The organism is Pseudomonas sp. LBUM1678 (assembly GCF_059695575.1).
The window spans coordinates 1438334-1456214 of sequence record NZ_CP166775.1 but is presented as its reverse complement, the minus strand read 5'-3'; the positions used below and the strand labels follow the sequence as shown (position 1 = coordinate 1456214).

Genomic DNA, 17881 nt, shown 5'->3' with positions numbered 1-17881 from the left:
AAGTCCCTCGTTACAGCGTGATTTTGGTGCCCAGCAACCCGAGGAAACCGGCGAGCCAGTTCGGGTGCGCCGGCCAGGCGGGCGCAGTGGCCAGATTGCCTTGTACGTGACCTTCCGTCACCGGGATATCGATGAACGTACCGCCTGCCAGGCGTACTTCCGGGGCACAGGCCGGGTAGGCGCTGCACTCGCGACCTTCGAGAATCCCCGCTACGGCAAGCAATTGCGCACCGTGACACACGGCAGCGATCGGCTTGCCAGCCTTGTCGAAGGCGCGCACCAGCTCCAGGACTTTTTCGTTCAGGCGCAGGTATTCCGGCGCACGACCGCCGGGGATCAGCAGCGCGTCGTAGTCGGCTTCAGCGACTTTGGCGAAATCAAAGTTCAGGGCGAACAAGTGGCCGGGTTTTTCGCTGTAGGTCTGGTCGCCTTCGAAGTCGTGAATGGCCGTGCGCACGGTCTGGCCGGCGGATTTGTCGGGGCAAACGGCATGCACCGTGTGACCGACCATCAGCAGCGCCTGAAACGGCACCATCACTTCGTAGTCTTCGACGTAATCGCCGACCAGCATCAGGATTTTCTTGGCAGCCATGGGGAGGACTCCTCTGGGAAATACGTAGGAGTATTCAAGGTAGTCCTTATCCGCGGGGTCGGGTAATAACCAGCTACTACTGACAATGCAGATTTGAATTTGGCCCTTGTGGCGAGGGAGCTTGCTCCCGCTGGGCTGCGAAGCGGCCCCAAACAATGGGACTGCTACGCAGTCCAGCGGGAGCAAGCTCCCTCGCCACAGGGACCGCGCTCAACTGTACGGATAACTCTGCGCCTAGCTGTAACAGCGGCATCGGCAAGTTTATGGCTATATAAGGACTCTTCCTGCCAACCTGAATTCTGGTCCCCCATCATGTCCTCGCGCGAAAACACCGGCATGGCCCTCGGCCTGCTCGGCGTTGTGATCTTCAGCCTCACCCTGCCCTTCACTCGGATCGTCGTGCAGGAACTCCATCCGCTGCTCAACGGCTTGGGCCGGGCGCTGTTTGCGGCGGTGCCGGCGGCGATGCTGTTGCTGTGGCGCCGGGAAAAGTGGCCGACCTGGAAACAGGTCAAAGGCCTGACGCTGGTGATCGCGGGCGTGATCCTCGGCTTCCCGGTGCTGTCGGCCTGGGCGATGCAAACCTTGCCAGCCTCCCACGGGGCGTTGGTCAACGGTTTGCAACCGCTGTGCGTCGCGCTGTACGCCGCGTGGCTTTCCCATGAACGACCGTCAAAAGCCTTCTGGGCCTGCGCCGCTTTGGGCAGTGCGCTGGTATTGGGTTACGCGCTGATCAGCGGTGCCGGCAGTATTCAGTCCGGTGATTTGCTGATGCTCGGGGCGATTGCCGTGGGTGGTCTGGGTTATGCCGAGGGAGGCCGATTGGCCAAGGAGATGGGCGGCTGGCAGGTGATCTGCTGGGCGCTGGTGTTGTCGACGCCGCTGCTGATCGGGCCGGTGGTGTATTTGGCGTTGCAACACCAGGGCGAGATCTCGGCCAAGACTTGGTGGGCGTTTGGTTATGTTTCGCTGTTTTCGCAATTCATCGGGTTCTTTGCCTGGTACGCCGGGTTGGCGATGGGCGGCATTGCCCGGGTCAGTCAGATCCAGCTGTTGCAGATTTTCTTCACCATCGCGTTTTCGGCGTTGTTCTTTGGTGAACACATCGAACCGATCACCTGGCTGTTTGCTGCCGGGGTGATCGTGACGGTGATGCTCGGACGTAAGACTGCGGTGAAGCCCGCACGCATTGCCACCGCATGATCCTGGCCAAACACGAACGCATTGCCACCGCATGATTCTGTAGGAGCCGGCTTGCTGGCGATGGCATCACCGCGGTCAGTCAGATGCACCGCGGTGATGCCATCGCCAGCAAGCCGGCTCCTACAGGTAATTGTCAGCTCGGAGCAGGGTTTCGAGGCAATGTTCGGTGATCTGGTAGAAATCCTTCAGCTCCTGAATCTTCACCAACAGCTGGGCCGGGTCCACCGGCTCGGCGCGTTTGACCGCCAGAATCATTTTGTTCTTGTTGGTGTGGTCCAGTGAGATGAACTCGAAGACCTTGGTCTCGTAACCACAAGCCTCAAGGAACAACGCACGCAAACTGTCAGTGACCATTTCCGCTTGCTGGCCCAGATGCAGACCGTATTGCAGCATCGGCTTGAGCAGCGCCGGGCTCTGGATTTGCAGGCGGATCTGTTTGTGGCAGCACGGCGAGCACATGATGATCGAGGCGCCGGAACGGATGCCGGTGTGAATCGCATAGTCGGTGGCGATGTCGCAGGCGTGCAGCGCGATCATCACGTCCAGCTCGCTCGGCGCGACGCTGCGCACGTCACCGCACTTGAACACCAGCCCCGGATGTTCAAGCTTGGCGGCGGCGGCATTGCACAGGTTGACCATTTCTTCGCGCAGCTCGACGCCGGTCACCACGCCTTCGGCCTTCAAGGTGTTGCGCAGGTAGTCGTGGATCGCGAAGGTCAGGTATCCCTTGCCCGACCCGAAATCCGCCACCTGCACCGGCTTGTCCAAAGCCAGGGGCGAGGTGGTCAGCGCATGGCTGAAGACTTCGATGAACTTGTTGATCTGCTTCCACTTGCGCGACATCGCCGGGATCAGCTCGTGCTTGCTGTTCGTCACACCCAGGTCGGCAAGGAACGGCCGGCTCAGGTCGAGAAAGCGGTTTTTCTCGCGGTTGTGCTCGGCGGACGGCACTTCACGCAATTGCTGGGGTTTGCTCATGAACAGCGATGACTTGCCCTTTTTGCTGTATTCGAGCTGGGCTTCGTCAGTCAACGACAGCAAATGCGCATTTTTGAACGAAGCCGGCAATAGCGCGGCGAGGGTCGCCACGCCTTCGGTAATTGGCAGGTTTTTGGTGATGTCGCGGGTCTTGTAGCGGTAGACGAAGGACAGGCAGGGCTGATCCTTGACCGTCAGCTGCTTGATGATCAGCCGCTGCAGATCGGCTTCGGTGCCGACGTACTTGGCCAGTACCAGTTTGATGAAGGCATTCTGGTCGAGGCTGGTTTGCAGCAGGTCGATGAACTGGGCGTGGTGATCCGGCGCGAGGCTGGCGGGAGTGGCGGTGACAGACATGGAAAAAACGGCCTCGGGCGGAGCGAATCGGGGAATGGCTGGTATTTTAGGGGGGATGGCCGTTCGGGACACGCAGTTATTTACCGAACGGTGCGAATCCTCAGGCGAGTCGAGTTCCCTGTGGCGAGGGAGCTTGCTCCCGCTCGGCTGCGAAGCAGCCGCAAAGCAAGCAACCGTGTTTATCTGAATGACCGCATTGGCTGGTTTTGGGGCCGCTTCGCGACCCAGCGGGAGCAAGCTCCCTCGCCACAAAAGCCCCTCTCAGCCCATAGGTGTGCCAGTCTGGAAGGGAAAATCAGCCCAGAACCACCAACCGGTTCGGCAACTCATTCCTCACATGCGTCACCGGCACATGCACCCTGAGCAACTCGCCACAGGCTTCCACACACGTCACAAATCCCTGCAACGTCTGCCCCTGTTTCACCTGTTGAGTAAACGCCGCAACAATCGCATCCCAGTTCTTGTTGTCCAGCCGTTTGGAAATCCCTTCATCCACCAGAATCTCCACATACCGCTCGGCTTCGCAGACGAAAATCAGCATCCCGGTGCTGCCCACCGTGTGGTGCAGGTTCTGCTCCAGAAACTGCCGACGCGCCAGGTTGGAGGCGCGCCAATGGCGTACCGAGCGCGGGATCAGGTGGGTGGTGACTTTGGGAATGCGGAACACCAGGCACAGCACGATGAAACTGATCCATTGCACCAGCAGCAGGCTGTGCATGGTCAGCCAGCCGGTCAGGTAATGCACGACACCCGGCACCACCAGCGCCAGCAGGCTGGCCCAGAGCAGCGGGATGTACGCATAGTCGTCGGCGCGGGCCGCGAGCACGGTCACCAGTTCGGCGTCGGTGTCGCGCTCGACCCGGGCAATCGCCTCGGCGACTTTGCGTTGTTCGTGTTCAGTCAGTAATGCCATGTTTAACAGTGCTCGCTCATTATTGTTATCACCAGCCGCCCGACGAGCCGCCGCCCCCGAAACTGCCGCCGCCACCGCTGAAGCCCCCGCCTCCACCGCCGCCGCCAAAACCTCCACCGCCGAATCCGCCACCCGAGCTACCTCGGCCACCGCCGCCGCTCGGCATGATCCCGAGCATCTGGCAGACGAAAATCGTCAGGATGAACAGCATCACCAGAAACACGAACACGCCCGGATGACGCGAAAGGAAATCGTCGCCCTCATCCCCGCGCGGTTCATAGACCGTCGACGGCTCATCCAGCGGGTTACCCCCCAACACCACCAGCATCGCGGCGACCCCGTCGCTGATGCCTTTGCTGAAGTTGCCGGTCTTGAACGCGGGCGTGATCACCTGGTTGATGATCACCGAACTTTGCGCATCGGTCAGGCGATCTTCCAGGCCGTAACCGACTTCGATGCGTAATTTACGATCATCGCGCGCGACAATCAGCAGCGCGCCGTTGTTCTTGTCCTTCTGACCGATGCCCCAGTAGCGTCCAAGCTGATAACCGAAGTCTGCGATATCGGTGCCCTGCAAGTCCGGCACCGTCACCACGACCAATTGCTCGCCGGTGGCTTTTTCATGGGCCTGGAGTTGTTGCGTCAGCTGCTCGCGCACAGACGGTTCGATCATCTGGGCGTTATCGACCACCCGCCCGGTCAGTTGCGGAAACTTCAACTCGGCCTGCGCCGCCAGGGCAAACACCCACAGCAACAGCACCAGGCCCACTTTCAACACGCGCATTGGCAACCTCATCCGTGGTGATGCGTCAAACCGGTCAGAACTTCACTTCAGGCGCTTTTTCAGCATTGGGGCTGGTGGCCTCGAAGGTTTCACGGATCGGCAAATCGCTGTACATCACGGTGTGCCAAAGGCGACCCGGGAAGGTGCGGATTTCGGTGTTGTACTTCTGCACCGCGAGGATAAAGTCGCGACGCGCCACGGCGATGCGGTTCTCGGTGCCTTCGAGCTGCGATTGCAACGCGAGGAAATTCTGGTTGGCCTTGAGGTCCGGGTAACGCTCGGACACCACCATCAAGCGGCTCAAGGCACCGGTCAACTGATCCTGCGCCTGCTGGAACTGCTTGAGTTTTTCCGGGTTGTCCAGGGTGCTGGCATCCACCTGAATCGACGTCGCCTTGGCCCGGGCTTCGATCACCGCGGTCAGGGTTTCCTGCTCATGCTGCGCGTAGCCCTTGACGGTTTCCACCAGGTTGGGGATCAGGTCGGCGCGGCGCTGGTACTGGTTCTGCACCTGACCCCAGGCGGACTTGGCCTGTTCGTCGAGGGTCGGAATGTTGTTGATGCCGCAGCCGGCCAGCAGCGTGGTCAGCAACATCAAGGCTGCAACCTGCAGGCTCGACCGATAGTGGTGTCGTACATTCATCTGGTTGACGCTCCCTTGCACATTCCGTTGAAAAACAACCCGCAACCTTCTGAGCGGTCTGTTGGGGCATAATCTGCCGCCACCACTGGATTGCATCGAGCCAATGGGCTAAAAGATGCCCCAGCGCTAAAACACTACAGAAGTGTGCTGCATTTACCTGAACAACAATAGTCGCTCCCTAAATTTTGGCTGACCGGCGCGTATTCACTGCCGTTTAGGCCTTTGAGAAAACTATTCATGAAGAAGCTGTGTTTGCTGGGCCTGTTCGTCAGCCTGGCCAGTCATACCGTATTGGCCGCCACGACGCCCGCACCTCTAGAGAACAAGGACGCTTTCATCACTGACCTGATGAAGCAGATGACCCTCGATGAAAAGATCGGCCAGTTGCGCCTGATCAGCATCGGCCCGGAAATGCCTCGCGAGCTGATCCGCAAGGAAATCGCCGCCGGCAACATCGGCGGTACGTTCAACTCGATCACGCGCCCGGAAAACCGTCCAATGCAGGACGCGGCCATGCGCAGCCGGTTGAAGATCCCGATGTTCTTCGCCTATGACGTGATCCACGGTCACCGCACCATTTTCCCGATCCCGATCGCCCTGGCTTCTAGCTGGGACATGGACGCCATCGGCCTGTCCGGGCGCATCGCCGCCAAGGAAGCTGCGTCGGACGGCATCGACCTCACCTTCGCGCCGATGGTCGACATCTCCCGCGACCCGCGCTGGGGCCGCACCTCCGAAGGCTTCGGCGAAGACACGTACCTGGTGTCGCGCATTGCCGGGGTCATGGTCCGGGCCTTCCAGGGCACCGGCGCGAACGCGGCCGACAGCATTATGGCCAGCGTCAAGCACTTTGCCTTGTACGGCGCGGTCGAGGGCGGTCGCGACTACAACGTCGTCGACATGAGCCCGGTCAAGATGTACCAGGATTACCTGCCGCCGTACCGCGCCGCGATTGACGCGGGTGCTGGCAGCGTCATGGTTGCGCTGAACTCGATCAACGGCGTGCCGGCCACCGCCAACACCTGGCTGATGAACGACCTGTTGCGCAAGGACTGGGGCTTCAAAGGCCTGGCTGTCAGCGACCATGGTGCGATTTTCGAACTGATCAAGCATGGCGTTGCCGCTGACGGTCGCGAAGCTGCGAAGCTGGCGATCAAGGCCGGCATCCACATGAGCATGAACGACACGCTGTACGGCAAGGAACTGCCAGGGCTGCTGAAGGCCGGCGAGATCCAGCAGAGCGACATCGACAACGCTGTGCGAGCGGTGCTCGACGCCAAGTACGACATGGGCCTGTTCAAAGACCCGTATCTGCGCATCGGCAAGGCTGAAGATGATCCGGCCGACACCAACGCCGACAGCCGCCTGCATCGTGCCGAAGCTCGCGATGTTGCGCGCCGCAGCCTGGTGTTGCTGAAGAATCAGGGCGAAACCCTGCCGCTGAAGAAAACCGCGAAAATCATGCTGGTCGGCCCGTTGGCCAAGGCGCCGATCGACATGATGGGCAGTTGGGCCGCCAACGGTCGCCCTGCCCAATCGGTGACGCTGTTCGACGGCATGACCGCTGCGCTGGGTACGCAATCGACGCTGATCTACGCCCGTGGCGCCAACATCACCAGCGACAAGAAAGCCGTCGATTACCTGAACTTCCTCAACTTCGATGCCCCGGAAGTGGTGGATGATCCGCGCTCGGCGCAAGTGCTGATCGACGAAGCGGTGAAAGCCGCCAAGGATGCCGATGTGGTCGTCGCCGCCGTCGGTGAGTCCCGTGGCATGTCCCACGAATCGTCGAGCCGCACCGATCTGAATATTCCGGAAAGTCAGCGCGAGCTGATTCGCGCCTTGAAGGCCACCGGCAAACCGCTGGTGCTGGTGTTGATGAACGGACGTCCGCTGTCGATTCTCCAGGAGAAGGAACAGGCCGACGCTATCCTGGAAACCTGGTTCAGCGGCACCGAAGGTGGCAACGCTATTGCTGACGTGCTGTTCGGCGACTACAACCCGTCGGGCAAATTGCCGATCACCATTCCGCGTTCGGTGGGCCAGATTCCGACCTACTACAACCACCTGAGCATTGGCCGGCCGTTCACGCCGGGCAAACCGGGCAACTACACCTCGCAGTATTTCGATGACACCACTGGCCCGCTGTTCCCGTTTGGTTTCGGTCTGAGCTATACCGATTTCAGCCTGAGCGACATGGCTTTGTCGTCGACCACACTGAACAAGACCGGCAAGCTCGACGCCAGCGTAATGGTGAAAAACACCGGCAAGCGTGATGGCGAAACCGTGGTGCAGCTGTACATCCAGGACGTGACCGGTTCGATGATCCGCCCGGTCAAGGAACTGAAGAACTTCCAGAAAGTGATGCTCAAGGCCGGCGAACAGAAAGTCGTGCACTTCACCATCACCGAGGATGACTTGAAGTTCTTCAATGCACAGCTCAAGTACGCGGCGGAGCCAGGCAAGTTCAACGTGCAGATCGGCCTGGATTCCCAGGACGTGACGCAGCAGAGCTTTGAACTGCTGTAACCCCTGACACACCGCAATAAAACTGTGGGAGCGAGCCTGCTCCGGGCGGCGTTCCGACGATGAGGCCATAACATTCAGCATCTCTATTGAATGTTGTGCCGCCATCGCGAGCAGGCTCGCTCCCACAGTGGTTCTGGGGTGTTGCTGAAAGAGTATTCAGCCCCGGCGATCCAGCAGGTTCACCACCAACCGATCCACCCATCCCCAAACCCTTTGCTTCACCCGACGCCACAGCGGCCGGCGCTGCCATTCCTCCAGGCTGACCTCCAGGCTCTGCCCGAAGTCCTTCTCGAAACTCGCCACCACTGCACTCGTCAGCCCCGGGTCCAGCGCTTCAAGGTTGGCTTCCAGATTGAAACGCAGATTCCAGTGGTCGAAATTGCATGAACCGATGCTCACCCAGTCATCGATCAGCACCATTTTCAGGTGCAGAAAACACGGCTGGTATTCGAAGATCTTCACCCCGGCCTTGAGCAGTCGCGGGTAGTAGCGGTGGCCGGCGTAGCGTACCGACGGGTGATCGGTGCGCGGTCCGGTCAGTAGCAGGCGCACGTCGACGCCTCGGCTGGCGGCCCTGCGCAACGAGCGGCGGACTTTCCAGGTCGGCAGGAAATACGGTGTGGCCAGCCAGATACGGCGCTGGCCGCTGTTCAGCGCACGGATCAGTGATTGCAGGATGTCGCGGTGCTGGCGGGCATCGGCATAGGCCACCCGGCCCATGCCCTCACCCGTGGACGGCACGCGTGGCAGACGCGGCAGGCCGAAGTGCGATGCAGGTTTCCAGGCGCGGCGATGGCGGTTGGCGATCCATTGCCGATCGAACAGCAGCTGCCAGTCGACGACCAGGGGGCCGGTGATTTCCACCATCACCTCGTGCCATTCGCTGGTGTCTTCGCCCGGTGTCCAGAACTCATCGGTAACACCGGTGCCGCCGACCACGGCCAGGCTTTGATCGACCAGCAACAGCTTGCGATGATCGCGGTAGAAGTTACCGACCCAGCGCCGCCAGCTCAGGCGATTGTAGAGGCGCAGCTCCACACCCGCTGCCGTCAGACGCTGACGTAACGTCAGGGTGAACGCGAGGCTGCCGTAGTCATCGAACAGGCAGCGAACCCGCACACCGCGTTCGGCGGCCTGGACCAACGCCTGCACCATGGCCTCGGCGCAGGCCCCCGCCTCGACCAGGTACAGTTCCAGCTCGACCTGTTCTTCGGCACGGGCAATCGCGACCAGCATGCGCGGGAAAAACTCCGGGCCGTCGATCAGCAGTTCGAAATGGTTACCTTCACGCCAGGGGAAAATTGCACCGGCCATCTCAGCGCGCCGTGAAAATCAGTACCGCACCCACCGGCACCGACAGACTGATGGCCGACAAACCGGCGACCTTGCGCAAACTTTCCAGCCCCGGTGCCAGATCGAAGTCTTCGGCATTGATGATCAGTGGCTCGAGGGTGACCACCTGGAAGCGTCGGTCATCGAGACGGGTCGCCAGCAGTTCGGCGATGTATTCGTGGGTTTTACCGTGAAGGTTGACGGTCAGCGGCAAGCGCAGCTCCAGCTGGGCACCGGGCGCGAGGTCGTTGATCGGGCGCAGATCAATCTGCGTGGTGATCAGCGCTTCGGGATAGGTCTGGATCTCGAACAGCTCCTTGCGCATGCGCTCGTCACGCAGCGGGATGCCGCTGTTGACCGAGTCCATCTCGACTTCCACCTCGGCCAGGCCTTTGGGACTGACCTTGCCGTGCAACACCAGAAAGCGCTGCACTTCGGAGATGTTGGCGTTTTTGGTGCTGATGAACGACAGCCGCGAGGACTCGCCGTCAAGGTACCAATTGGCCTGGGCCGACAGCGAGGCGCCGGCCAGCAGCAGGAAGGCGAGGGTTTTGGAAAGGGACCGCTGGAACATAAAGACTCGTGCTGAAAATAAACGTGCATGAACCTTAACCGCCCGTGAGCCAGATGCAAACTGTCCATCACGGACGCCGAGGTCATTGTGGCGAGGGAGCTTGCTCCCGCTGGACCGGGCTGGCGCTCCAGTGCGAAGCGCTCCCAATGTCCAGCAATGAGTTTTATCAGACGAACCGCGATTGCTGGTTTTACGACTGCTGCGCAGCCGAGCGGGAGCAAGCTCCCTCGCCACAAGAGCCCACCCGCCATGAAGTGCTTCAGCGTGTTCAAGGAGTCAGGCGGCAACCTTGGCGTTCGCCGATCCATTGCGCGCTGTTGCTGCGGCCCATGCCGCTGACGGTCACGCGCTTGCTGGCGGGGTCATCGGTGAAGCCGCTGGTGGGCAGCCACTGTTTCACATAGCTGTGGCAGTACTCGGCCTGGTTGTTCATCACGTATCGGCACGAGCAATACTCCTTGGCGGTGTAGGCGCTGATGATGTCCGGGAACGCCCACAGCGCCACCCGTTCCTGCCAGATCCATCCAAGCAAGGCGACCAGCAAAACCAGCAACAGCGTGAGGAAGGGCCGGCGACGCACAAAACGGCGGCGGTTCATGGCTGCACCTTCCCGGCAAATGCCTTGAGCGCGAGCTTGAGCAATTCGTTGTGCTGGTAGCGCTCATCGCGGTCATCGCCGTAGCGCACGATCACCAGGTTTTCGCTGGGAATCACGTACATCGCCTGGCCCCAATGGCCCAGTGCGGCAAAGGTATCGGCGGGCGCATCGGCCCAGGGTCGCGCGGTGCTGTCCACCGCGCGGTTGAGCCACCAATGACCGCCGGGAACCGCATCGTCCTGATTGGCTTGATAGTGAGCGAAGGGTTCGCGGCTGAAGGCGACCCAGTCTTTGGGCAGCAGTTGTCGATCACCCCAGCGACCATCGCGCGCCATCAGCAGACCGACTCGCGCCAGGTCACGGGCGGTGAGGTAGGCATAAGAGGAAGCGACGAAAGTGCCCGCGGCATCGGTTTCCCATACGGCGTGGCGAATCCCTAACGGCTCGAACAGCGCCGTCCATGGATAGTCGGGATAACGTGTCGGGCCGACGATGTTTTTCAGCGCCGCCGACAGCAGGTTGCTGTCACCGCTGGAATAGCGAAAGGCCTGACCGGGCCGCGCGTACTCGTCGTGGTCGGCGGTGAATGCCGCCATGTCGTGATGACCACGGGTGTAAAGCATCGCCACCACTGAGGATTTCAACGGGGCATATTCGTAGTCCTCCTGCCAGTCCAGGCCTGAAGCCCAATGCAGCAGGTCGGCCAGGGTGATCGCCGGGTGTTTTTCCAGCGGCGGATAAAACTTCAGCGCTGGATCCTGAAGTTTGAACAGGCCTTCGCCGTAGGCGACACCGAGGACCGCGGCCATCAGGCTTTTACTGATTGACCAAGTCAGGTGCGGCGTGTCGGCCGTGGTCGGGCCGGCGTAGCGTTCGTAAATCAGTTGCCCGTCGCGGATCACCAGCAAGGCATCGGTGCGGATGCCTTGTCGGGTCGTGTCGTCGCGGGGCGGGAAGGCGTAAGTCTCCAAGGCTTGAAGCGCTGGGCCGGTGACTTTCGGGCCCGTGGACCATTGCTCGGCGGGCCAGTTTTCGGCGTGGGCCGGGAGACTGAGCAGCAGTATGAAAATCAGGGACAAGCCTTTGAACATGGCGGGGGCTCGGAGGGATTGGCTTGGTGAGCCTAGTAGAGGTTGATGACAGTTCTGAAATTTGTGTCGCCCATCAGTCCGTCATCGCGAGCAGGCTCGCTCCCACAGGGGAACGCATTTCAAAATGTGGGAGCGAGCCTGCTCGCGATGAGGCCAGTCAACTCAACGAAGATCCCGCGAGTGCTTTAGCCAATCGCTTACCTCTAGCCCCCGCCGCCAAATCCATCACCGCCTGATCACGCTGCCACATCGCCGCCCAATGCTGCGGGCCATCGACAAGTGCCTGATCGATCTCAGCCTTGAGCCCGTCGAACTGCGCAAACAATCCCCCCAGCACCACATGCCCGGCCAGATTGTTCGGCGCTTGCCGGCTGACTTCCGCGCACCCGGCCAGCAGCGCCAGCAAACGCAATTGCAGGGCCTGGGGCCAGTCACTGTCCTGACCGACGCCATACAGCCACGCCGACATCGCGCTCAGTACATAAATGTCTTCCAGCGTGCGGAATGGTTTGACGTAGGCATCCCAGCCATCCCCCGCCAGCAATTCGCACTGGGCGTTGTCCAGAAACAACCGACCGTGGCTGATGTCCGGCATCAGCGCGATTGCCGGAAGTTTTTCCAGGCGCACGCCCGGTTCATCGGGATAGACCACCGCCAGACTCAAGCGCGGACTTTCGCCGGGCGCCTCACTGCGCGCGGCGATCAGCAGCCAATCAGCCGCATCGCCAGCGGTGACGAAATCCTTGCGCCCGCTCACGCGTAAATCGCTCAGGCGAGTCTGCATGTCCGCCACCCGCAGGCTGCGCTGTTCAGTGGCACACAACGCACCGAGGCTCAGCGGCGCGCTCGGCCAGAGCATGCGCAGCGCCGCCTGATACCCCACCAGAAACGCCAGCCCCGGCGTCGCCATCAACCGCCCGCCGACCACCGCCAATTCGAATGGCGTGACCGTGCCCAACGTGTGCAACAAGGCTGCGAAACCCTCCGCCAGGTCCGGGTTGGCGGGCAGGCGATCGCGGCGATTCAGCAGGTTTTGCCAGGGCATAAAAGGCTCCTTGTGGGCTGTCATATAAGCATCACCAAAGCTTCATGGCGATGACACCGGGGCTACATAGCCTGACTTTGCACAACACGGCTGCATAAAGAAAGTCGATCGGCTGCAACCCAAGACGGGTGAACAGCCCGCACGGAGATTCCCAATGACTCAGATCGCCCGCATCAGCGACACCGGCAATGAACGCCGCCTGCAAGCCGAACGCCTGGTGGGCGCCGAGGCATTGCAGGAAGCCCAGGCCTTGCGCTTCAACGTCTTCAGCGGCGAGTTCAACGCCAAGCTCAAAGGCGCGGAACTGGGTCTGGACATGGACGACTATGATGTTCACTGCGCCCACATCGGCGTGCGTGACTTGAACACCGGGCGCCTGGTGGCGACCACCCGTTTGCTCGATCACACGGCGGCCAGCAGCCTGGGCAAGTTCTACAGCGAAGAAGAATTCAGCTTGCATGGCCTGGTCCATTTGAAGGGGCCGATCCTGGAAATCGGTCGCACCTGCGTCGACCCGGCCTATCGCAACGGCGGCACCATCGCGGTGCTCTGGGGTGAACTGGCCGAAGTTCTGAACCAGGGCGGTTACAGCTATTTGATGGGTTGCGCGAGCATTCCGATGCAGGACGGCGGGGTTCAGGCCCACGCGATCATGCAGCGCCTGCGCGAACGCTACCTGTGCACCGAACACCTGCGGGCCGAACCGAAAAAACCGCTGCCGGTGTTGGACATCCCGTCCAACGTGATCGCCGAAATGCCGCCGCTGCTCAAAGCCTATATGCGTCTTGGTGCGAAGATCTGCGGCGAGCCGTGCTGGGACGAAGATTTCCAGGTCGCCGACGTGTTTATCCTGCTCAAGCGCGACGAGCTCTGCCCGCGTTATGCCAAGCACTTCAAGGCGGCGGTCTGATGAGCCGGTTGCGGGTGTACGCGCGGATTGCGCGAGTGCTAGTGGTGGTCGCGCTGGGCTTGAGCATGGCCAGTGTGTTCGGGCTGTTCGAGCGCTTGGGGATTGCTCATTCGATGGTTCGCCGCCAGCGTTGGTCGCGATTTTTCATGGCGCGGTTGAGCAATGCCCTGCCCTTTCGCGTGACGGTTCACGGTGAACTGCCGAAAGAGCCGATGCTGTGGGTCAGCAATCATGTGTCATGGACTGACATTCCGTTGCTGGGCATGCTCACGCCGATGTCGTTCCTGTCCAAGGCCGAAGTGCGCACCTGGCCGGTGGCCGGCTGGTTGGCGGCCAAGGCCGGCAGCCTGTTTATCCGTCGCGGGTCGGGTGATAGCCAGCTGATTCGCAAACAGATGACGCGCCACCTGGCGCAGGAGCATCCGCTGCTGATGTTCCCGGAAGGCACCACCACCAATGGACGTTCGTTGCGTACGTTTCATGGCCGCTTGTTGTCAGCGGCGATTGACTCTGAAGTGAAGCTGCAGCCGGTGGCGATACGGTATCTGCGAGACGGCGAACTGGACTCGCTGGCGCCGTTCATTGGCGATGATGATTTGCTGTCGCACCTGATGCGTCTGTTCGCCAATGATCGTGGAGAAGTGGAAATTCAAGTGCTCAAGCCGATCGCTTGCGAAGGCCGTGAGCGTGCGGCGCTGGCGTTCGAGGCACAGCAGGCGGTGCAGAAGGCGTTGTTTGGGGCGATTCCGCAGGCGCAACCGGAACCGCTGCGCCCCGCAATCGCGGCCTGACACGCATTCCCTGAAGAAACACAAATCCCTGTGGGAGCGAGCCTGCTCGCGATAGCGGTATTACATTCAACAATGATGCTGAATGACACACCGTAATCGCGAGCAGGCTCGCTCCCACAGGGAATTATGATGTTGGATAGTTCCGGGCAAAATCCTGAAGCTGCGGATAGAACAACCGGAAATCCTCACTGAGCGGTTCGTACAGCCGACGCAACTCCTGCATCGCCCCCGCCAGCTCTTCAGGCCGGGTCAACCGCCGGGAAATCCCCCGCAGCACCTGCTCCAGCACCTCGAACTCCTGATAAGAACCCAGCCAGTCATGCGCCACCATGTGCGGCGCGATCCTCGCCAATCGTTCCGGCAATTGCGGTTCCGCCGACAGCACCCGGTACACATCCGAGGTGAACAGCGCCAGCGGCTGATTCGAATAAAGCGTCCAGTCTCGCGCCAGGCAATGGTCGAAAAACACGTCGAGCACAATTCCCGCGTATCGCCGACGCGTGATGGAAAACCGCGACAACGAGGTATCCACCAACGGATGGCGGTCGGTAAACACGTCGATGCTGCGATGCAGCTGGATGGCCGCTTCGATCTCCGGGTCGAACTGCCCTTGCAGCCGTCCTTTGACGAAATCCCCATACAGACTGCCGAGCAATTGACCGGGGCGCTGGCCACCGAGGTGAAGATGTGCGAGATAATTCATGGGCGCAGCTTAGCACTGCGCCTTTATATCTTTACACCCAGCGTATCGTTATAACCCGATATACCGATTTATGCGGTCGTCAGACCAAAATCATATTGGTATATCGCGAAGTACCGATTTAAAGTTCGCCTCATCGCGATATAGCGTTTTACTCATCACGAGCCCAAACCCATGACCATCGACCTCGACGAAATAATAAAAGCCCTGGCACACCCAGTACGCCGAGACATCCTCACCTGGCTGAAAGATCCCAAATCCCAGTTCCCGGAACAGATCCACAACCACGAGTACGGCATTTGCGCCGGACAGATCGATCAACGCTGCGGCCTGTCGCAGTCGACCGTGTCCGCCCATTTGGCGACCTTGCAACGTGCGGGACTGATCAGCAGCCAGAAAGCCGGTCAATGGCACTTTTTCAAACGCAACGAGGACGTGATCCAGGCGTTCCTCGCCGCCATCGTCAAGGAGCTCAGCGCTCCGACAAGGAATTAAACAATGCCCCTCTCGCTCCTCATTCTGGCCTTGAGCGCCTTCGCCATCGGCACCACCGAGTTCGTCATCATGGGCCTGCTGCCCGATGTGGCGGCGGACCTCGGTGTTTCGATCCCTGGCGCTGGCTGGCTGGTGACCGGTTACGCCCTGGGCGTGGCCATCGGTGCGCCGTTCATGGCACTGGCCACTGCCAAATTACCGCGCAAGGCTGCACTGGTAGCGTTGATGGGCATTTTCATCATCGGCAACCTGCTCTGTGCCATGGCGACCGATTACGACGTGCTGATGTTTGCCCGTGTGGTCACGGCCCTCTGCCACGGTGCGTTCTTCGGTATCGGTTCAGTGGTCGCGGCAGGTCTCGTTCCGCCGAACAAGCGCGCTTCGGCTGTGGCCTTGATGTTCACCGGCCTGACCCTGGCCAACGTACTCGGCGTCCCGCTGGGCACCGCGCTCGGTCAGGAAGCCGGCTGGCGTTCGACCTTCTGGGCGGTGACGGTCATCGGTGTGATCGCGTTGATCGGCCTGATCCGCTTCCTCCCGGCCAAGCGCGATGAAGAGAAACTCGACATGCGCGCCGAACTGCGTGCCCTCAAAGGCGCCGGGATCTGGTTGTCGTTGAGCATGACTGCGTTGTTCGCGGCATCGGTATTCACCCTGTTCACCTATGTCGCCCCGCTGCTCGGCGATGTCACCGGCGTCTCGCCCAAAGGCGTGACCTGGACCCTGATGCTCATCGGCCTGGGCCTGACGGTCGGCAACATCATCGGCGGCAAGCTGGCCGACAAAAGCCTGGCCGCGACACTGATCGGCGTCTTCATCTCGATGGCAGCGATCTCGACCGTACTGACCTGGACCAGCGTCGCGCTGATTCCTGCCGAAATCACCCTGTTCCTCTGGGCCACCGCGTGCTTCGCCGCCGTACCCGCCCTGCAAGTGAACGTGGTGACCTACGGCAAGGCCGCACCGAACCTGGTGTCGACCCTGAACATCGGCGCTTTCAACATCGGCAACGCCTTGGGTGCCTGGGTCGGCGGCAGCGTCATCGCCCACGGCTTCGGCCTGACCAGCGTGCCTCTCGCGGCAGCAGCACTGGCGGTACTCGCCCTGCTGGTGACCCTGATTACTTTCCGTCAGAGCGGTAATCCCGAACTGGCTCCTGCGACTAACTGATACCTCACGAGGGTTGTATTAAATGACGACTATTTTTGATCCGATCAAACTGGGCGACATCGAGCTGGCCAACCGCATCATCATGGCGCCACTGACCCGCTGCCGCGCCGACGAAGGCCGTGTGCCGAACGCGCTGATGGCCGAATACTACGTACAACGTGCCTCGGCCGGCCTGATCCTCAGCGAAGCCACGTCGGTCACGCCGATGGGCGTCGGCTACCCGGACACCCCCGGCATCTGGTCCAACGACCAGGTGCGTGGCTGGGCCAACGTGACCAAAGCGATCCACGGTGCCGGCGGCAAGATCTTCCTGCAACTGTGGCACGTAGGCCGGGTTTCCCACGAGTCGTACCTGAACGGTGAAGCGCCGGTCGCACCGAGTGCCATCCAGCCTAAGGGTCACGTCAGCCTGGTTCGTCCATTGGCCGACTACCCAACGCCGCGCGCTCTGGAAACGGCTGAAATCGCCGACATCGTCGACGCCTACCGCACCGGTGCCGAGAACGCCAAGGCCGCCGGTTTTGACGGCGTGGAAATCCACGGTGCCAACGGTTACCTGCTGGATCAGTTCCTGCAAAGCAGCACCAACCAGCGCACCGACAACTACGGCGGTTCTCTGGAAAACCGTGCGCGCCTGTTGCTGGAAGTAACCGACGCCGCGATCGAAGTCTGGGGCGCTGGCCGCGTCGGTGTGCACTTGTCTCCGCGTGCCGATTCCCATGACATGGGCGACGACAACCTGGCCGAGACATTCACCTACGTCGCTCGCGAACTGGGCAAACGTGGTATCGCGTTCATTTGCTCCCGCGAGAAAGAAGCCGGCGACAGCCTTGGCCCACAACTCAAGGAAGCCTTCGGCGGCCCATACATCGTCAACGAACGCTTCACCAAGGACAGCGCCAACGCCTGGCTGGCCAGCGGCAAGGCTGATGCGGTCGCCTTCGGCGTGCCGTTCATTGCCAACCCGGACCTGCCCGCGCGCCTGAAGGCCGATGCACCGCTTAACGAAGCGCGTCCCGAGCTGTTCTACGCCAAGGGCCCGGTCGGCTACATCGACTATCCAGTGATGTAAGCCCCCCCTGAAATGCAAAAGCCCCGACTCGAAAGAGCCGGGGCTTTTTTATTACTTTGCAGTTGTTCACATGGATTCACACGCGCGACACAAAATCCCTACAA

General features: G+C 60.9%; 18 protein-coding genes. 7 read left to right on the top strand and 11 right to left on the bottom strand.

Features of this window, described 5'->3' with window-relative positions; genetic code table 11:
- Positions 1–10 precede the first annotated feature (10 nt).
- Positions 11–592, bottom strand: a complete 582-nt coding sequence (locus tag ACA070_RS06490) for a DJ-1/PfpI family protein (RefSeq protein WP_497450490.1) — start codon at positions 590–592, stop codon at positions 11–13.
- A 312-nt stretch (positions 593–904) separates the two neighbouring features.
- Between ACA070_RS06490 and ACA070_RS06485 the strand changes: the two genes are divergently transcribed.
- On the top strand, positions 905–1795 hold the full coding sequence (locus ACA070_RS06485) for a DMT family transporter (protein WP_497450489.1): 891 nt from the start codon (positions 905–907) through the stop codon (positions 1793–1795).
- Positions 1796–1915: 120 nt separating this feature from the next.
- Here ACA070_RS06485 and ACA070_RS06480 read toward each other — a convergent pair whose 3' ends face one another.
- The 4 genes from ACA070_RS06480 to ACA070_RS06465 form a co-directional block, all read right to left on the bottom strand.
- Positions 1916–3130 (bottom strand): class I SAM-dependent methyltransferase, encoded by a 1215-nt coding sequence (locus ACA070_RS06480; protein ID WP_497450488.1) that lies wholly within the window; start codon positions 3128–3130, stop codon positions 1916–1918.
- Between the two features lie 295 nt (positions 3131–3425).
- On the bottom strand, positions 3426–4043 hold the full coding sequence (locus ACA070_RS06475) for a TPM domain-containing protein (protein ID WP_497450487.1): 618 nt from the start codon (positions 4041–4043) through the stop codon (positions 3426–3428).
- A 28-nt stretch (positions 4044–4071) separates the two neighbouring features.
- Positions 4072–4827 carry a TPM domain-containing protein gene (locus tag ACA070_RS06470; RefSeq protein ID WP_497450486.1) on the bottom strand — a complete coding sequence of 252 codons (756 nt, stop codon included), beginning with the start codon at positions 4825–4827 and terminating at the stop codon, positions 4072–4074.
- A 34-nt stretch (positions 4828–4861) separates the two neighbouring features.
- Entirely contained in the window at positions 4862–5470 is a 609-nt protein-coding gene (locus ACA070_RS06465) for a LemA family protein (RefSeq protein ID WP_497450485.1), read from the bottom strand.
- A 237-nt stretch (positions 5471–5707) separates the two neighbouring features.
- Here ACA070_RS06465 and bglX point away from each other — a divergent pair, with 237 nt between their 5' ends.
- Positions 5708–7999, top strand: a complete 2292-nt coding sequence (gene bglX, locus ACA070_RS06460; protein ID WP_497450484.1) for a beta-glucosidase BglX — start codon at positions 5708–5710, stop codon at positions 7997–7999.
- A 156-nt stretch (positions 8000–8155) separates the two neighbouring features.
- On the opposite strand, the gene ACA070_RS06455 is transcribed toward bglX, so the two are convergent.
- The 5 genes from ACA070_RS06455 to ACA070_RS06435 all read right to left on the bottom strand — a co-directional run bounded on the left by ACA070_RS06455 (position 8156) and on the right by ACA070_RS06435 (position 12639).
- Positions 8156–9313 carry a phospholipase D-like domain-containing protein gene (locus ACA070_RS06455; RefSeq protein ID WP_497450483.1) on the bottom strand — a complete coding sequence of 386 codons (1158 nt, stop codon included), beginning with the start codon at positions 9311–9313 and terminating at the stop codon, positions 8156–8158.
- Between the two features lies 1 nt (position 9314).
- On the bottom strand, positions 9315–9905 hold the full coding sequence (locus tag ACA070_RS06450) for a YceI family protein (protein WP_497450482.1): 591 nt from the start codon (positions 9903–9905) through the stop codon (positions 9315–9317).
- A gap of 268 nt (positions 9906–10173) precedes the next feature.
- The gene (locus ACA070_RS06445) at positions 10174–10503 is read right to left on the bottom strand and encodes an amidase (protein WP_497450481.1); all 330 of its coding nucleotides are present in this window, start codon (positions 10501–10503) and stop codon (positions 10174–10176) included.
- Positions 10500–11594 (bottom strand): serine hydrolase domain-containing protein, encoded by a 1095-nt coding sequence (locus ACA070_RS06440; protein WP_497450480.1) that lies wholly within the window; start codon positions 11592–11594, stop codon positions 10500–10502. Before ACA070_RS06440 ends, ACA070_RS06445 begins: the two co-directional genes overlap by 4 nt.
- Positions 11595–11751: 157 nt before the next feature.
- Positions 11752–12639, bottom strand: coding sequence for an acyl-CoA dehydrogenase middle domain-containing protein (locus ACA070_RS06435; protein WP_497450479.1), 888 nt, complete (start codon positions 12637–12639; stop codon positions 11752–11754).
- Between the two features lie 154 nt (positions 12640–12793).
- Between ACA070_RS06435 and olsB the strand changes: the two genes are divergently transcribed.
- Both olsB and ACA070_RS06425 read left to right on the top strand, forming a co-directional pair.
- Positions 12794–13549 (top strand): L-ornithine N(alpha)-acyltransferase, encoded by a 756-nt coding sequence (gene olsB, locus ACA070_RS06430; protein ID WP_497450478.1) that lies wholly within the window; start codon positions 12794–12796, stop codon positions 13547–13549.
- Entirely contained in the window at positions 13549–14340 is a 792-nt protein-coding gene (locus ACA070_RS06425; protein WP_497450477.1) for a lysophospholipid acyltransferase family protein, read from the top strand. Before olsB ends, ACA070_RS06425 begins: the two co-directional genes overlap by 1 nt.
- Before the next feature lie 124 nt (positions 14341–14464).
- On the opposite strand, the gene ACA070_RS06420 is transcribed toward ACA070_RS06425, so the two are convergent.
- A complete protein-coding gene (locus ACA070_RS06420; protein ID WP_497450476.1) occupies positions 14465–15043 on the bottom strand; it encodes an acyl carrier protein phosphodiesterase in 579 nt (192 codons plus the stop codon).
- Positions 15044–15214: 171 nt separating this feature from the next.
- On the opposite strand from ACA070_RS06420, the gene ACA070_RS06415 reads away from it, so the two are divergent.
- From ACA070_RS06415 to ACA070_RS06405, 3 genes are read left to right on the top strand one after another with little or no spacing between them, the layout of a single operon-like run.
- Positions 15215–15535 (top strand): ArsR/SmtB family transcription factor, encoded by a 321-nt coding sequence (locus tag ACA070_RS06415; RefSeq protein ID WP_497450475.1) that lies wholly within the window; start codon positions 15215–15217, stop codon positions 15533–15535.
- Positions 15536–15538: 3 nt separating this feature from the next.
- Positions 15539–16705 (top strand): MFS transporter, encoded by a 1167-nt coding sequence (locus ACA070_RS06410; RefSeq protein WP_497450474.1) that lies wholly within the window; start codon positions 15539–15541, stop codon positions 16703–16705.
- Positions 16706–16727: 22 nt separating this feature from the next.
- Positions 16728–17777: an alkene reductase gene (locus ACA070_RS06405; RefSeq protein WP_497450473.1), complete on the top strand. Its 1050-nt coding sequence runs from the start codon at positions 16728–16730 to the stop codon at positions 17775–17777.
- Positions 17778–17881: the final 104 nt, after the last annotated feature.

Coding starts and splice junctions, on each gene's coding strand:
- ACA070_RS06470 (WP_497450486.1), bottom strand. CDS start 4,827: ATGCGCGTGTTGAAAGTGGGCCTGGTGCTGTTGCTGTGGGTGTTTGCC.
- ACA070_RS06475 (WP_497450487.1), bottom strand. CDS start 4,043: ATGGCATTACTGACTGAACACGAACAACGCAAAGTCGCCGAGGCGATT.
- ACA070_RS06455 (WP_497450483.1), bottom strand. CDS start 9,313: ATGGCCGGTGCAATTTTCCCCTGGCGTGAAGGTAACCATTTCGAACTG.
- ACA070_RS06405 (WP_497450473.1), top strand. CDS start 16,728: ATGACGACTATTTTTGATCCGATCAAACTGGGCGACATCGAGCTGGCC.
- ACA070_RS06480 (WP_497450488.1), bottom strand. CDS start 3,130: ATGTCTGTCACCGCCACTCCCGCCAGCCTCGCGCCGGATCACCACGCC.
- ACA070_RS06445 (WP_497450481.1), bottom strand. CDS start 10,503: ATGAACCGCCGCCGTTTTGTGCGTCGCCGGCCCTTCCTCACGCTGTTG.
- ACA070_RS06490 (WP_497450490.1), bottom strand. CDS start 592: ATGGCTGCCAAGAAAATCCTGATGCTGGTCGGCGATTACGTCGAAGAC.
- ACA070_RS06435 (WP_497450479.1), bottom strand. CDS start 12,639: ATGCCCTGGCAAAACCTGCTGAATCGCCGCGATCGCCTGCCCGCCAAC.
- ACA070_RS06425 (WP_497450477.1), top strand. CDS start 13,549: ATGAGCCGGTTGCGGGTGTACGCGCGGATTGCGCGAGTGCTAGTGGTG.
- ACA070_RS06485 (WP_497450489.1), top strand. CDS start 905: ATGTCCTCGCGCGAAAACACCGGCATGGCCCTCGGCCTGCTCGGCGTT.
- bglX (WP_497450484.1), top strand. CDS start 5,708: ATGAAGAAGCTGTGTTTGCTGGGCCTGTTCGTCAGCCTGGCCAGTCAT.
- ACA070_RS06415 (WP_497450475.1), top strand. CDS start 15,215: ATGACCATCGACCTCGACGAAATAATAAAAGCCCTGGCACACCCAGTA.
- ACA070_RS06410 (WP_497450474.1), top strand. CDS start 15,539: ATGCCCCTCTCGCTCCTCATTCTGGCCTTGAGCGCCTTCGCCATCGGC.
- ACA070_RS06420 (WP_497450476.1), bottom strand. CDS start 15,043: ATGAATTATCTCGCACATCTTCACCTCGGTGGCCAGCGCCCCGGTCAA.
- ACA070_RS06450 (WP_497450482.1), bottom strand. CDS start 9,905: ATGTTCCAGCGGTCCCTTTCCAAAACCCTCGCCTTCCTGCTGCTGGCC.
- olsB (WP_497450478.1), top strand. CDS start 12,794: ATGACTCAGATCGCCCGCATCAGCGACACCGGCAATGAACGCCGCCTG.
- ACA070_RS06440 (WP_497450480.1), bottom strand. CDS start 11,594: ATGTTCAAAGGCTTGTCCCTGATTTTCATACTGCTGCTCAGTCTCCCG.
- ACA070_RS06465 (WP_497450485.1), bottom strand. CDS start 5,470: ATGAATGTACGACACCACTATCGGTCGAGCCTGCAGGTTGCAGCCTTG.